A 15,236-nucleotide genomic window follows, 5' to 3' on the forward strand; every position below is an offset into this window, starting at 1 on the left:
GGAGCCCTTGCCGATCTGGTGCCGTTTTCCGGACGTTTCCTGAGCCCGGATGGCGGCACCCGCATACTGCCATGACAATCTGTAGTCATTCGATTACCCAAGAGGAGCGTGGCGATGCGTGCGATGCGCCGTTACACGGGTCGTCCGGGTCTGGTCAGGGCGCGCAAGCGGCTCGGCATGAGCCAGGAGGCGGCGGCCGAGGTCGTCGGCGTGACGCCGAGAACGTGGGGGCGGTGGGAGCGCGGCGACCAGGGCGTCCGCCCCGTCTACCGCAGACGCCTGGCCGTCATGTTCGACGTCGACCCCGCCGAGGTCGAGCGGTGGCTGGAGGGCGAGACCCTCACTCCGGCCACCAAACTGTCCCCGATGACGGACTTCGGGCGCGGATCGCTGGTCGCTACGGTGAGGACGGCCGAGCATCTGTGGAGGTGCGACATGGACCTGTCCCGCCGTCACGTCCTCACCGCGCTGCCCTTCGTCCCCACGGCCCTGGGCGAGTGGCTGTCGGGCTGGGCCTACGACACGCCGGGCTCGCCTGCGGTACACGAGTCGGCCGCCCCGTCGGTAGGCTTCGGCGACGTCACCCGGATCAATGAGGCACGGCACGCCTTCGAGCAGATGGACAACCAGTTCGGCGCCGCGCTCGTCCGACCGGCCGTCGTGGACTACCTGAACACCGACGTGGGCCCCCTGTTGCGCGGCCAGTACGGCGGCAAGGTGGGGCCGTCCCTCATGACGGCCGCCGCCGGGATGACCGAGATGGCAGGCTGGACGGCCTTCGACCTCGGTCATCAGGGGCTCGCCCAGTACTACCTCGGCCAGGCGTTGAAGCTGTCGCAAGCGGGCGACGACCCGATGATGGTCGTCCGGGCGCTGAGCACCCTCACCGTCCAGGCCATTCACCTGGAGCAGCCCCGGTGGGCGGTGCGGCTGGCACGCGCGTCCGTCGACGCGGCGACTCAGGCGCACGCCTCGCCCCGCTACATGGCTTTGCTGCTGGGACGACAGGCATGGGCTCAAGCCCTTCAGGTGAACCTGGCGGATACACGCGACGGGCACGGTGCCACCGAGGTGGAACACCTGCTCACCCGAGTTGAGGACGCGTATCAGGCGGGGCCCTCCGAACGTGACCCCCGGTGGGCCTACTGGTACGGAACAGCGGCCCTGGCCGCCGAGACCGGCCGCGTCTGGCATCTCCTGGGCGAGCACCGGCGGGCGGCGAGTTGCGCGGAGACGGCGGCGCGAGAGTACGGTCAGGCGTTTCCCCGCGGGATACAGATCTCCCATGTGAACGCCGCCGAGGCGTACCTCGGGATGGGCGAGCTTGAGCGGGCGCTGGACCTCGCGGGGGCCTCGGTCTCCATGGCGCGGACCCTGACCTCAAGTCGCTCGCTCGAACGGCTGCAACGCTTTTCCAAGCGACTCGACCCGTACGCGGGCACCGTCCAGGTCCGCGAGTTCCGCGACCGCATGCGCCACGAACTCGCCGCCTGACCGGTCCCCGAAGGCGATCAGGTGGGGGCGTGGTCGTCGGCGGTGCCCCTGGCGGGGGCACCGGGTGTGGGAGTGCCGGGTCAGACGATCTGGTTCTCCACGTGGAAGGAGACGCCGCCCTGGTCGTCGATGTCGGCGTCCAGGGCCTTGTCGTCGAGGACGGTGGCGGCTACGGGGTCGAGGTAGACCCTGGCGCCGGCGCTTTCGATCACCTTGTCGGTGTTCTCCGGGCCCTCGGCGACCGAGAGCATCAGGGAGCCGGCGTCCTCGCCCTGCGAGGAGATGCGGATCCCTCGCTCGGCGGGCCCCTCGGCCTGGCCGTTCAGGTCACGGATCACCTTCGCGGCGGTGTCTGTCAGCGTGAGCATGTCCGTCTCCTCGCGGTGGTGGATTTGTCCCGCTTAGTCCGGCTTTGCCGCCCGTCACATGTCTAAAACCGCCACGCCGGGCGATGCGAGGTCCAAAGTAGACAAAACCCTTTGGCACCCCGTTGACACGACCACCGGTGACGAAGAGCCGGGTGGACGGTCAGCGGCCCCGGGCGGAGATCTGCTGGACGGCCCAGGCGTTGCCGTCGGGGTCGTTGAAGAAGAGGAAGCCGACGTTGTCCAGCGGGTCGAGCGTGGGGGTGCGGCTCTCGCCCAGCACCTGCACCTCGCCGACGTCCACGCCCCGGTGTGCCAGCTCGGCGCGGGCCTTGCGAATGTCGGGCACCACGAGCTGCAGGCCCTTGAGGGACCCCGGCGCCATCTCGGGCGCGACGCCCGTGCCGATCACGATCGAGCACCCCGACCCCGGCGGGGTCAGCTGGACGACGCGGAAGTCCTCGCTGGCCCGGGTGTCGTGGTCGACGTGGAACCCAAGCTGGTCGGCGTAGAAGGCCTTGGCCCGGTCGACGTCCGACACCGGCACCACCACGACCTCAAGCGTCCAGTTCACAATGCTCCTCAAAGCTCTCCGCCGACCACGATTCCGGCCGGTCGCCGCCCCATCCTGCCGCGCGACGGGGCCGGGCCGAGCAGCTCTCAGAACACCAGCGCGATCAATGGCCTCACCCGTGCGCCGGACCGTCCCCGGCTCCGCCCCCGTCCTGACCGGCCGTGCCGGGGCGGGTGAGGCGTTCGGGGACCACGACCTCGTCGAAGAGCTTCTCGGACACGCCGCACGCCAGGGCGGCCTGCTTGAGGGTGAGGTTCTCGTCCAGGGCGCGATGGGCGATGCGGGCGGCGTGGTCGTAGCCGATGATCGGGCTGAGGGCGGTGACCAGCATGAGCGAGCGGTCGACGTCGCGCCTCAGCCGGGCGCCGTCGAGCTTGGCGCCCTCGACCATGAACCTCCTGAAGTGGTCGCACGCGTCGGCGAGCAGGCGCACCGAGTGCAGCACGTTGCCGATCACCACCGGGCGGAACGCGTTCAGCTCGAAGTTGCCCTCCGCGCCCGCCATCGCGACGGCCGCGTCGTCGCCCGCCACCTGGACGCACACCATCAGCATCGCCTCGGCCTGGGTCGGGTTCACCTTGCCGGGCATGATGGACGATCCCGGCTCGTTGGCCGGCAGGATCAGCTCGCCCAGGCCCGTGCGCGGCCCCGAGCCGAGCCAGCGCAGGTCGTTGGCGAACTTGAACAGCGAGACGCTCAGGGCGCGCAGCGCGCCCGACACCCGGACGAGCGGGTCGAGCGACGCCTGCGCGGCGAACCTGTTGGGAGCGCCCACGAAGGGGTGCCCGGTCAGCCCGGCGATCCGCGCGGCCACCTCGTCACCGAACCCGGGCGGCGCGTTCAGCCCGGTCCCGACCGCCGTCCCCCCGATGGCCAGCCGGTACAGGCCCGCGACCGCGACCCGCAGGAACGCGGCGCCGTCGTCGAGCTGGGCGACGTAACCCGACCACTCCTGACCGGCCGTGAGCGGGGTGGCGTCCTCCAGGTGCGTGCGGCCGATCTTCACCTCGTGCGCCCACTCGCGGCTCTTGCGGGCCGCGGCGTCGCGCAGGCGCGCCAGCGCGGGCAGCAGCGCCTCGTCGATCGCGATCACCACCGCGATGTGCATGGCCGTGGGGAAGGTGTCGTTGGACGACTGGCCCATGTTGACGTGGTCGTTGGGGTGGACGGGCGTCTTGCCGCCCAGCTCGCCGCCGAGGAGCTGGATCGCCCGGTTGGAGATCACCTCGTTGACGTTCATGTTGGTCTGGGTGCCCGACCCGGTCTGCCACAGGTACAGCGGGAACTCCGCGTCCAGGTGCCCGGCGATCACCTCGTCGCAGACCCGCTCGATCAGGTCGGCCATCCAGACGGGCAGCCGGCCCGCGCTCGCGTTGGCCGTCGCCGCGGCCTTCTTGACGTAGCCGTACGCGTGGTAGACGGCCTTCGGCATGCGGTCGTCGCCGATGTCGAAGTGCCGGAGGGAGCGCTCGGTCTGCGCGCCCCAGTAGTGGTCCGCGGGCACCTCGACCTCGCCGAGCGAGTCGCTCTCGGTGCGCGTACCCCGCGCGTCCAGCCCGATCGGCACGTCACGCACCGGCGGCCCCTCGCCCGCCCCGGCGGAATCCCGGCCGGGCGCGGCGCGGCGCTCCCGCGGCCCCTCGCGGGCTCCCGAGGGCATGGTCAGCCCGCCCTGAGCCGGTGGTACTCGGGCGACCACATCGCCGCGGCCACCTGCGCGGGGATGTCGTGCAGGTCGGCGCGGGCCAGCCCCTCCTCGGCCGCCTGCCGGGCGACGGCGACCGCCACCGCGGCCGAGACCTCCCGCAGGTTGTCCACCTGCGGGAGCAGGGAGGCGCCTGGCGCGCGCACGTCCACCAGGCCCGCGACCGCCTCGGCCGCGGCGGAGAACATGCCCGCGCTGATCCGCCGTGCCCTCGCCACGACCGCGCCCAGCCCGAGGCCGGGGTAGAGCAGCGCGTTGTTGGCCTGGGCGATGACGTGCGTGACGCCGTCCACGGTCACCGGGCCGACCGGGATGCCGGTGGCGACCAGGGCACGCCCGCCGGTCCACCGCAGGACGTCGCCGGGCATCGCCTCGATGCGCTCGGTCGGGTTGGACAGCGGGAAGATCACCGGCCGCTCGACACGCGCCGCCATCTCCCGGACGATCTCCTCGGTGAAGGCCCCGCGCGCGGTGGAGGTCCCGACCAGCATGGTGGGCCGCACCCGCGCGACCACCTCCCGCAACCCGATGCCGCCCTCCCCCGCCGTCGAGGCCGCGCCGGACGCCGCTCCCCGGCCGGGCCGCGCGCCCGCCCCCGCCCAGGACGCCACCTCGGCCGCGGGGCGGGCGTATGGAACCTGGTAGTCACGCAGATCCGGCATGTCGTCGGTGAGCAGGCCCTGCTTGTCGACGGCCCAGACGCGGCGGGTGGCCGTCTCGGCGTCCAGGCCGTCGCGGACCATCGCGTCGCGGAGCTGGTCGGCGATGCCCATGCCCGCCGTCCCCGCCCCGAAGACGACGACGCGCTGGTCGCGCAGCGGCGTGCCGCTCGCGCGGACGGCGCTGAGCAGCGCGGCCAGGGTGATGGCGCCGGTGCCCTGCATGTCGTCGTTGAAGGTGGCCACCCGGCCGGCGTACTTCTCCAGGATGCGCCGGCCGTTGCCCGGCCCGAAGTCCTCCCAGTGCAGCACGGCCGAGGGGAACATGCCGGTCACCGTCGACACGTAGGTCTCGATGAAGTCGTCATAGGCCCGCCCGCGCACCCGCGCGTGCCGGTTGCCCACGTAGAAGGGGTCCTCCAGCAGGGCCGGGTTGTCGGTGCCGACGTCCAGCGCGACCGGAATCACCCGCGCCGGGTCGATGCCCGCGGCGGCGGTGTAGACGGCGAGCTTGCCGACGGCGATGCCGATCGCGCCGCCCGCCCCCCAGTCGCCGATCCCCAGGATCTCCTCGGCGTCCGACGCCACGATCAGGTCGACGTCCCCCGGCCCCAGCCCGAGGTTGGCGAACGCCGTCGCGACACCGCCCGGGTCGTCGACCGACAGGTACACCCCCCGTGGCCGGCGGTACTCGTGGCTGTACCGTTTGATCGCCTCGCCCACGGTGGGGTCGTAGACGATCGGCAGCATCTCACGCAGGTGATCGGCGAGCAGCCGGTAGAACAGCACCTCGTCTCGGTCGTGCAGCGCGGTCAGGTAGACGTTCTTCAGCAGGTCGCTCGGCTGGGCCAGGTACTGCTCGTACGCCCGTCGCGCCTGCTCCTCCAGCGACTGGACGGCCGCCGGCAGCAGCCCGTCGAGCCCCAGCTCCGCGCGCTCGGCCTGGGTGAACGCCGTCCCCTTGTCCAGCAGCGGATCGCGAAGCACCTCCATCCCCCTGGCGGAGGTGACGTAGGCGCCGTCCGGCTCCTCACGGAAGACATGATGCGCTCCAGTCGATCTGGCGGTCACGGCGACCTCCCAGGACACGCGGCGGCGGGTCGAGGCCGCCTGCTGAAAGCCTAGGCGCCCGGCCTCCAACCCCCGGTCAACACCTGGTCACCTCGAACCGGTCGAATCACACCGGACGGCGATCACAAAGAGCGCCGTCGTCACAGCTCACCCCCGGCCGGTCACCGCGCCGGACGGCGATCGCGGGGCGGGCCGCCGCCGTGCGTCTGGGCCGTGACCAGGATGTCGCCGGCGTCCGTGCGGTGGTAGAGCACCGAGCGGCCCGCGCGGCGGCGCCGCACCAGGCCGGCGTCCAGCAGCACCTTCAGGTGACGGCCCACCGAGCCAAGGCCCTGGCCGGTCAGCGCGACGAGCTGCGTCGTGCTCACGGGCGTGCCCAGCAGCACCAGCACGCCCGCCCGCGCGGGGCCGAGCAGCCGCGACAGCGCGCCAGGCACGGCGACCGCCGGCCCGACGTCCGCCAGCGCGCCCGTGCAGGGGTACACCGCCGCGTACCGGTGCGGCTCGTCCCAGGAGACCCAGCCGTGGCGCGAGGTGACCGGGACGAACATCAGCCGCGCGCCGGAGATCTCCCGGGGCGGATAGTCGTACGCGTTGATCTGCAGCCGGCCCTCGCCGAGCCACCGCATGCCCGGCCGCAGCTCGTCCAGCGCGGCGGCCCAGCCGCCCTGGCTCAGCCGCGTCGTGCGGGCCACGATGTCGGCCTCGATGATCCGCCGCCGTCGCGGCCAGTACGGGACGACGGTCTCCTCCCACACCCACTCCAGCAGCCCGGCGGCGCGCAGCGGCAGGTCGGCGCGCTGCAGCGCGGCGGGCAGCGGCCCGCCGAGCGAGACCGACACGTCGGCGCGCGCCACCTCGGGCGGCGTCTCGCGAACCCGGGCCAGCTCGGCCGCGAAGTCCGGCTCGCCCTCCCCGGTGGGCGTGGGCAGGAGGAAGTCCGACAACCACGGCCCGCTCAGCGCCACCCGTATGAGCAGCGCCGTCACCGGGTCGTCCGCCAGCCGCTCGCGGAACGCGGGCCGGTGGTCGTCCAGCCACGCCCGCTCGGCGGGATGCGCGGCCGCCCCTTTGACGAGCGTCATCAGGCTCGCGGTGGCCTCGGCGATCGGCGACACCACGAACCGGCTCCGCGCCAGCGTGTCCGCGCTGACCTGCCACCACCCCATCCCCCACCCCCCGTGAGATCGCACCGTCCTGTCCGGGCCCGGCCGCCCCCGGCGTGCGGCGGTACCAGGCGGGCGCCGCCCCGAGGGATCATGCCGTCGGCGCCCACCGGGCGCTCCCCCGCGAGACGCATGACCGTACGCGCCGGGGCCACCGTCCCGAAGTTTCGCCCTCACGCGAAACTGTAACGCCCGCGGCGGTGGCCGCCCGAGACTTCCCGGCCATGCGCACCTATCGGGAGCTGTTCGGCACGCCGGAGTTCACCCCACTCTTCCTGACCGTGTCGGCGCAAGTCGCGGGCGGCACCGTGAGCGGTCTGGCGCTGGCCACCCTCATGTACGCCGCCACCGGGTCGCCGCTGCTGAGCGCGCTCGCCATGTTCGGCCCCGCCCTGGCCCAGCTCGTCGGCGCGACCACGCTGCTGTCGGCGGCCGACCGGCTGCCGCCGCGCGCCGCGCTGAGCGCCCTGGCGCTGCTCTACGGCCTCGGCGTCGCCGCCCAGGCGATCCCCGGGATGCCCGTGTGGGGCGCGTTCGCGATCCTGCTGGCCCAGGGGATGCTCGGCGCGCTCGGCGGCGGGGTGCGGTTCGGCCTGCTGAACGAGATCCTCTCCAGGGACGGCTTCCTGCTGGGCAGGTCGGTGCTCAACATGTCGGTCGGCACCGTGCAGATCTGCGGGTTCGCCCTCGGCGGCCTGCTGGTGACCACGCTGTCCCCGCCCGGCACGCTGCTCGCGGGCGCCGCCCTGTTCGCCGTCGCGGCGGCGGTCGCCCGGTTCGGCCTCACCCGCCGCCCGCCCCGCGCCACCGGCCGCCCGTCGGTCGCCGCGACCTGGCGGACCAACGGCCTGCTGTGGTCCTCCCGCCCCCGCCGCTACGTCTACCTGGCCCTGTGGGTGCCCAACGGGCTGATCGTGGGCTGCGAGTCCCTGTTCGTCTCCTACGCCCCCCGCCACGCGGGCCTGCTCTTCGCCTGCGCCGCCGCCGGCATGCTCGCCGGCGACGTCCTGGCCGGCCGCTTCCTGCCGCCCCGGTGGCGCGAACGGCTCGGCGCGCCCCTGCGCCTGCTGCTGGCCGCCCCCTACCTGGTCTTCCTGCTCGCCCCTCCGCTGCCGGTCGCCGTGGCCGCGGTCACGCTGGCGTCGGTCGGCTACTCGGCCAGCCTCCTGCTCCAGGAACGCCTGATGTCCCTCACCCCCGACCACCTCAGCGGCCACGCCATGGGCCTCAACACCTCAGGCATGCTGGCGGGCCAGGGCGTCTGCGCCGCCCTCGCCGGCACCGTCGCCCAGTTCACCACCCCCGCCACCGCCATCGTCGTGATGTCCGCCGCCTCCCTGGCCGTCACCCTGGCGCTGGCGAACGGCCTGCGCCCCCGCCCCGACGTCCTCGTTCCCGGGGACCCGGCGCGGCGGACGTGAGGCGACGGTTCACCTGGCCCTCGATGTCCTCACCGGGCCGCCATTATCTTCATGACGGCCGCCACCCGTGACGAGACACCGAGCTTGGTGAAGATACGCGAGAGGTGGTTCCGAACCGTACTGACGGAGAGGTACAGCGCCTCGGCCATCTCGCGGTCGCTGTACCCCTTCGTCATCAGCATCGCGACCTCCACCTCACGGGACGTCAGTCCCAGCAGGCCCGACTTGACGCCCCAGTCGGACGGGAAGGCGACCCACCCGTCGAGGTTGCCTTCCTTCACACCGATACTCATCGGCGTGAATGCGGAGCCGGGCAGGCCCTCGTACTGGGTGGAGAAGCTCTCCTCGTAGAGGTCGTTGGAGACGATCAGGCCAAGGGAGGCGGGCCTCGCCGAGAAGGCCGACCTGAACTCGTCGGCGTCGAGCATCCTGAAGGCGTTGACGATGGCGCGCCCGGTCATGCCGTTGGCGTCCGTGTGCACCACCCCCACGTCGATCGCCATGCGCAGGCGAATCCGTGCCCGTTCTGAGGAGGTCTGGTTGTGCTGCCGCAGGTGGCCGAGGAGCCGGTCGACCAAGGCGGTGATCGTGAGCGGGTCCACGCGCGCGGAGTCGAGGACGACGACGGCGCCGTCCCCCTGGTCCTGGACGATGGCGCCGTCCCAGCCGAGGCCCACCTCGTCGAACGAGCGGCGCAGCATTCGGTACAACGCGTCACGGATGTGCAGTTGCACGGCGTCGGCGCGGCTGCTGTATTCGAAGACGTCCACCGCGATCACCACGCTGCGGCCGGCGACGGAGGGAACCTCCCGGAGGTCGCCGCCCGCCACCCACTTCGTCCCGCGCTCCGCACTGTCACCCTCTGCTGTGCCGGGCTCGTATCCGGAGAACGGAATGTCCACGTACCCCGCCGGCACCAGTTCCTCGGGTGTTAGTCGCGCCACCTGACGCAGCGCCTCGACATCGGCGAGCGTGACACGACCGCGACCAGTGCCGACCACACCCGCTTCGCGTAGTGAGCGCAGGGCTCGGGCGACCGAGGGCAGCGAGGAGTCGGTCAGACCGGCGAGGTGGGACTGGGTCAACGGGAAGGGGATCTCGGCGACGCCGTCCGCCGGGCCGTGGCGGGCCGCCAGCAGAGCCAGTGTCGCGGCCAGACGTTCCCTGGCGTCGCCCGAGGCGTTCAACTTCGTTCGCCGGTCGGCCTCGTCGAGGCGGAACTGCAGTACCTGCCACAACGCCAGCCAGGCTGTTGCACTGCGTCGCAGGAGGTCGATGAACCGGGTGACCGGGACCAGCAGGGCGCTCACGTCGGTGAGCGTCCTGCTGGTCTCCCGGATCACTCCCGGCCGGTTCAGGGGCGCCACCGCCGATTCCCCCACCAGGTCACCCGGCCCGTACACCCGCAGCACGGACTCGACGCCCTCGCGGCCGGCGGCGGCCAGGGCCCACCCGCTGCGGAGGATCAGCACGTGGCCGGTGACGGCCCCTTCGCTCATGAGCACGTCCCCGGCCTTGTAGAGGGCCGGGGCCGACATCGACATGAGGGCTACCCGGGCGTTCGGCGACAGCAGGGTCAGAAAACTGTCGCGCCGAACCCCGCCCTGAACGCCCGGGCGCCCGCTCACGCGCCGAAGACCGCGTACAGCACGGCGGGCAGGGCTACGAGGATCGGCGCCAGTGAGGCGATGATCACGGCCGGCCTCGTCCGCTCGGAACGCGTGACGATATAACCGACCAGGAAGAACAGCGAGAGACAGATGACCACGATGCCTAAAACAGGCACGACGGAATCAACCAGTTGGGCGGACCACATGGGACGTCGGCTCCTTCACGGTGTTCGGCTGGGATCTGGACTTGCCCGCCGCGGGAGCCGGTAGGGACCGGGAATTGTGCTGTCGAAGTCCGGTCCGTCACCTCGCCGACAGCGAGTAACAAAGACGGTATCCGCATCGGAGAGTTAAAACCAGTGCACCCAGAGCGCATGAAAAGGCGGGCCCCCTCGGACTTCGACCTCCGAGGGGCCCCACCTGGGCAGACGCCAGATCCCAGCCAGGACGCCAACGTCTGTAGTCCGAGTTAACCGCGACGCCGCTCCGCTCTCCATATCAGATGACATCATTGGAGGCTCTTATGCATCGGCGATTGTCAAATAGTTGAACGAAGCGGGGACTGTGCACACGTGGTCGACAGGGATACCCCGCGAGATGACGGCCGGCGCCCGCGTCACCGAAAGCCCCCGAGTCCGGCAGGGCCCGCACAGGGCCGTGCCCCCGGAGGAGAGGGGATTCCTCTCCTCCGGGAGCGTTGGCGCCGGGCCAGTCCAGGTTGGCCCGGGTCTTTGGGGGGGCGGCACGTGGCGGGCCGGGGGGAGGGCCTCGGGGGCGGGTGCGTCCTGCCGTCCCCGAGGGCCCGGTCCGCGTCCCCGGGTCAGGAGCTGTAGACCTCGAACTCCGAGAGCTGGCCCGCCGGCCAGCCGGTGTTGGCGGTGAAGTTCAGGCGCAGGTAGCGGCGGTTGGTGGGCGTGAAGGTGATGGTGGCGGTGTTGCCGGTCGCCGGGTTGAAGGTGTGGGACGCGGGGCCGGTGACGGTGCTGAAGGAGCCGCCGTCGGTGCTGCCCAGCACGGCGATCGTCTGCGAGCGGGTGGCCCAGGCCGCCGCCGGGGGCAGCTTGAGCACGACCCTGCCGACGGTCGCGGTCGTGCCGAGGTCGACCGTCAGCCACTGCGGGAAGGCGTTGTTCGGGCTCTCCCAGTAGGTGTTCGCGTCGCCGTCGACCGCGTTGCCCGAACCGTAGTTCTGGGTGTGGCCGCTCTCGCTGGTCGCCTTGCCGCGCGCCAGGTTGCCGGTCGGCGGCGTGGGCGTCGGGGTGGGGGTGGGCGTGACGGTCGGGGTGGGCGTCGGGCCGGGGTTGCCGCCGCCACCGGGATAGATGTAGTTCGGCGCCGGCCAGGTGCCGGTGCAGGTGGTGGAGCTCGGGCTCCAGCCGGAGTTGCCCGAGCCCTGGGTGATGTTGAGACCCTGACCCACGCAGTTGTGGATGGCGACGCCGGCGCCGATGTGGTCGGCCCGGGTGTTGGTGAACGACACGTTGGCCGCGGCCTGCGCCTGGATCATGTAGGTGCCGGTGCCGTCGACGCGGACGTTGTTGAAGTTGACCGTGCTCGTGCTGCCCTCGATGAAGTGGATGGCGGCGTACGAGCTGTCCAGGATGTCGGTGTCGGTGACGTTGATCGTGGCGTTGACCGGTTCGTTGAGCCCGCTGAACCAGATGGCGCCGACGCCGAAGTTCCAGTTGTAGTCGGAGTTGCCCGCCCGCAGCAGCGTGTTGCGCGCCACGGTGTGCGTTCCGGAGACCGCGGTGCCGCGTCCGGAGTTCACGTTGGTGTACCGGTTGGCGATGTGGATGCCGCCGCCGTTGGTGACGGTGTCGGTCACCACGTTGTCGGTGATCTTGATGTCCCTGCCGCCGTACGTGACGATGTTGTTCGCCAGGATCGGCGCCACCACGGTGTTGCGCGTGAAGGAGTTGTTCACGTTCGGCACGCTGTCGGACCACATGGCCAGGCCGTCGTCGCCGGCGTTGCGCACGAACGTGTTGGTCACCGTCGAGTTGGTGACGCCCCAGTGGAAGTTCACGCCGTCCGCGGTCTGGTCGAGGATGCGGCTGTTCCTGATCGTGAAGTTGTTCATCGGGCCGTCCATCCAGGCGCCGACCTTGGTGTGCTGCATCCAGACGTTGTCCACCACGGAGTCGCTCATCGCGCCGCCCATGGCGTTGACCTGGTCGTTGTCCACGCGCTCGGTGATCTCGCCCATGATGGCGAAGTCCCGCAGGGTGACGTTGCGGCTCGGGCCGTTCGCCTCGTGCGAGCGCACGCCGCCGCCGTAGCCGCCGCCGGGGACGTACTTGCCGTACACGCCGACGGCCCTGCTCCGGTCGGTCGGGTGGCGCCCGGTGAGCACGCTGTACCAGGGGCCGGCGCCGGCGAGCGTCACGCCGTCGACCACCACGTGGTCCCACAGGGTGTAGGTGCCCTCGGGGATGTAGACGACCTTGCCCTGCGCCTTGCCGGCGTCGACCGCGCGCTGGAACGCCGCGGTGGAGTCGGTCGTGCCGTTGCGGACGGCGCCGAAGTCGTCGACCGACAGCGAGCCCGAGGGCCGGCCGATCGGGGCGGGCACCAGCTCGAAGTCGGCCAGGTCGACGGTGATGGAGTTGGTCACCGCGGTGGTGGAGACCTGGATGCGGACCTTGGCCCCGGCGGGCAGCGTGGACCCGAACATGGTGCGGGTCTCGTCGTAGAAGTGGTGCGGGTTGTTGCCCGGCTGGTTGGTGAAGGGGTAACCGCCGTAGTACCAGCCGTACCGCGAGGTGAACGACAGGTCCTTCAGCCGCGAGCCGTTGACCCGCAGCTCGACCGGGGTGGTCAGGCCGGTGCCGGACGGGCTGTCGGGGATGCTGTAGCGCACCACCATCGCGTTGGCGGGCTTGGTGAGGGTGAACTCGACGTACTGGCCCACCGCCGACAGGCGCACCGCGCGCCGACCGGAGGCCTCGGAGGGCAGCCGGCCGTAGATGCGGTCGGGGCCGATGACCTGGCCGTTGTGGGTGGCGTGCGCCGTGTCCTCGGCCTCGAACTCGGTGAACGGGACGGTGGCGCCGCGCCCCGAGAAGTCCCAGGGCGTGTCCGCCGCGGCCGCCGCCACGGCGTCCGTCGGCAGCAGCGGCAGGGACACCGCTCCCGCCGCCAGAGCCGTGATCGCGGCGATCGTCCAGGCGCGAAGCCTGCCGGTCGTCTTCATGCAGTTGACCTTTCCGGGGAGGGGGGAAGCCGGACGTTTCGCGGTCGGGGACGCGCGGACCGTCGCCTGCCCGGCGGACTGGCCAACACCCTAAGATGACAGACAGATAACTGCAATGTTTCGACGGAAATCTGCAACGTAACGACCAGGCGCCGGGAACTTCGCCCCATTCCACCTGCGGTGCCGGGTTCCGACGGTCGCTACGCCAGCCGCACGGCTACATCTCGCAAGTAACTTGCAGAATCCTGACAAGTATTTGCGACATCTCTACCCGTCCGGTGTGTCAACGACCGCCCCATCGCACGCCACGGCGCGCGGCAGGCCCCGCATCCGGCCACACCCCCTCCCGTGAGGGCGTCCGCCATGGACGGCCCGGGCTGGATCCGTGGCCGCTCGGGACCCCAGGGACGCCCGTTCCCCATGCGCCGGAGAGCACTGTCACTTTCTTGCATCATGTTCGGCGGGCTCTTGCTGTCATATGTCCCCCTCTATATGTTGCTCCCAACCGGTTCGCGAAGTGCTAACAGATCTTGAGCCCGGCCTCGGGGGAAGTCCAGGAGGGAAACACCCATGAAACCCCGCAACCTCGCGATCCTGCTCAGCGCAGGACTCGCTTTCGCCGCCGCGGGATGCGGCAGCGACTCTGGCTCCACCCAAAGTGGCGCGTCGCCCTCGGGCTCCGCGGCCGGCGCCGCCGCCCCCGTGACGATCAGCGTGGGCTGCCAGCCGCCGAAGTCGAACCCGAAGGAACGCGCCCAGTGGGACGCCGACGTCGCCGAGTTCCAGAAGGCGAACCCGACCGTCACCGTCAAGGGCAACGACGCGTTCCCGTGCATCGTCCCTGAGACCTTCCAGGCCAAACTGGCCGGCGGCGACATGGACGACGTCTTCTACGTCTACTACACGGACGTGCGCAAGATCATCCAGGCCGGGCAGGCCGCGGACATCTCGCCGTACCTCAGCGAGGTCCCCGCGCTGGCGAACATCCGTCCCGACGTGATGAGCGTCTTCAAGGACGGCGAGAAGGTCTACGGCCTGCCGAGGACCAACTACTCCACCGGCCTCGTCTACAACCGCAAGCTCTTCACCCAGGCGGGCCTGGACCCCGACGCCCCGCCGAAGACCTGGGCCGAGGTCCAGGAGGCCGCCAAGAAGATCGCCGGCCTCGGCGCGGGCTACGTCGGATTCGGCGAGTACAGCGCCGGCAACACCGGCGGATGGCACTTCACCTCCTCGCTCTACGGGCGCGGCGGCGAGGTCGTCAGCCCCGACGGCAAGACGGCCGCGTTCAACTCGCCCCAGGGCAAGGCGGTCCTGGAGAACCTCAAGACCATGCGCTGGACGAACGACAGCATGGGCACCAAGCAGCTGCTGCGCTGGGAGGACCTCATGCGCATGATGGGCAGCGGCAAGCTCGGCATGATGATCGGCGCCCCGGACGTCGTCAAGGAGGTCAACAACACCTTCAAGGGCAAGTTCGAGGACTACGGTGTGGCCGGCCTGCCCGAGGCCACCGCCTCGCTCAGCGGCGGCGACGGTTACATGTTCAACCCGAAGGCCACGCCCGACCAGATCAAGGCCGGTCTGAAGTGGCTGGAGTTCAAGTTCCTCACCCCCGGCAAGGGACAGTTCAACTACGAGCGCGCCAAGAACGACGGGCTGCCGGTCGGCCTGCCCGACACCGACCTGTTCGGCAGCACCGAGCCGGGCGCCAAGGTGCAGGAGCTGCGCAAGCAGTTCGCGACGGTCCCGGTGGAGCACTTCCAGCCCTACGTCGACGCCAACGCCAACGTGCAGTTCAAGCTGGAGCCGCCGAAGGCGCAGGAGATCTACGCCATCCTCGACACGGCCATGTCCGCCGTGCTGACGAGGCAGGACGCCAACGTCGACCAGCTCCTGGCGGACGCTGAGAAGAAGGCCAACAACGTGCTGGCCAGGTCGAGCTGACCATGGACTCCGGGTGCCGGCCTGCAGG

Annotated in this window: 11 protein-coding genes; 3 read left to right on the forward strand and 8 right to left on the reverse strand. The window is 71.1% G+C overall.

The annotated features are described in order from the left end of the window. Positions 1–114: 114 nt before the first annotated feature. Positions 115–1,494 carry a helix-turn-helix transcriptional regulator gene (locus tag PYR91_RS05815; protein WP_279777985.1) on the forward strand — a complete coding sequence of 460 codons (1,380 nt, stop codon included), beginning with the start codon at positions 115–117 and terminating at the stop codon, positions 1,492–1,494. Positions 1,495–1,574: 80 nt separating this feature from the next. On the opposite strand, the gene PYR91_RS05820 is transcribed toward PYR91_RS05815, so the two are convergent. The 5 genes from PYR91_RS05820 to PYR91_RS05840 all read right to left on the reverse strand — a co-directional run bounded on the left by PYR91_RS05820 (position 1,575) and on the right by PYR91_RS05840 (position 7,037). Then, entirely contained in the window at positions 1,575–1,862 is a 288-nt protein-coding gene (locus PYR91_RS05820; protein ID WP_279777986.1) for an iron-sulfur cluster biosynthesis family protein, read from the reverse strand. A 160-nt stretch (positions 1,863–2,022) separates the two neighbouring features. Further along, on the reverse strand, positions 2,023–2,433 hold the full coding sequence (locus PYR91_RS05825; protein ID WP_279777987.1) for a VOC family protein: 411 nt from the start codon (positions 2,431–2,433) through the stop codon (positions 2,023–2,025). Positions 2,434–2,545: 112 nt separating this feature from the next. Next, complete coding sequence (fumC, locus tag PYR91_RS05830; RefSeq protein ID WP_279777988.1) at positions 2,546–4,009, reverse strand: class II fumarate hydratase; 1,464 nt, start codon at positions 4,007–4,009, stop codon at positions 2,546–2,548. Between the two features lie 86 nt (positions 4,010–4,095). Next, positions 4,096–5,868 (reverse strand): NAD-dependent malic enzyme, encoded by a 1,773-nt coding sequence (locus tag PYR91_RS05835; protein WP_279777989.1) that lies wholly within the window; start codon positions 5,866–5,868, stop codon positions 4,096–4,098. 161 nt (positions 5,869–6,029) lie between these two features. Further along, a complete protein-coding gene (locus tag PYR91_RS05840) occupies positions 6,030–7,037 on the reverse strand; it encodes a helix-turn-helix domain-containing protein (RefSeq protein ID WP_279777990.1) in 1,008 nt (335 codons plus the stop codon). 221 nt (positions 7,038–7,258) lie between these two features. On the opposite strand from PYR91_RS05840, the gene PYR91_RS05845 reads away from it, so the two are divergent. Beyond that, positions 7,259–8,455 carry an MFS transporter gene (locus PYR91_RS05845; protein WP_279777991.1) on the forward strand — a complete coding sequence of 399 codons (1,197 nt, stop codon included), beginning with the start codon at positions 7,259–7,261 and terminating at the stop codon, positions 8,453–8,455. 29 nt (positions 8,456–8,484) lie between these two features. Here PYR91_RS05845 and PYR91_RS05850 read toward each other — a convergent pair whose 3' ends face one another. From PYR91_RS05850 to PYR91_RS05860, 3 genes are all read right to left on the reverse strand, one after another. Next, entirely contained in the window at positions 8,485–10,083 is a 1,599-nt protein-coding gene (locus PYR91_RS05850; protein WP_279777992.1) for a LuxR C-terminal-related transcriptional regulator, read from the reverse strand. Further along, positions 10,080–10,271: a hypothetical protein gene (locus PYR91_RS05855; protein WP_279777993.1), complete on the reverse strand. Its 192-nt coding sequence runs from the start codon at positions 10,269–10,271 to the stop codon at positions 10,080–10,082. Before PYR91_RS05855 ends, PYR91_RS05850 begins: the two co-directional genes overlap by 4 nt. A 614-nt stretch (positions 10,272–10,885) precedes the next feature. Next, positions 10,886–13,261, reverse strand: a complete 2,376-nt coding sequence (locus PYR91_RS05860) for a discoidin domain-containing protein (RefSeq protein ID WP_279777994.1) — start codon at positions 13,259–13,261, stop codon at positions 10,886–10,888. 570 nt (positions 13,262–13,831) lie between these two features. Here PYR91_RS05860 and PYR91_RS05865 point away from each other — a divergent pair. Further along, complete coding sequence (locus tag PYR91_RS05865) at positions 13,832–15,208, forward strand: extracellular solute-binding protein (RefSeq protein ID WP_279777995.1); 1,377 nt, start codon at positions 13,832–13,834, stop codon at positions 15,206–15,208. The last annotated feature ends 28 nt before the right edge of the window (positions 15,209–15,236 follow it).

It is taken from the genome of Sphaerisporangium sp. TRM90804, from assembly GCF_029846175.1.
GTDB lineage: Bacteria > Actinomycetota > Actinomycetes > Streptosporangiales > Streptosporangiaceae > Sphaerisporangium.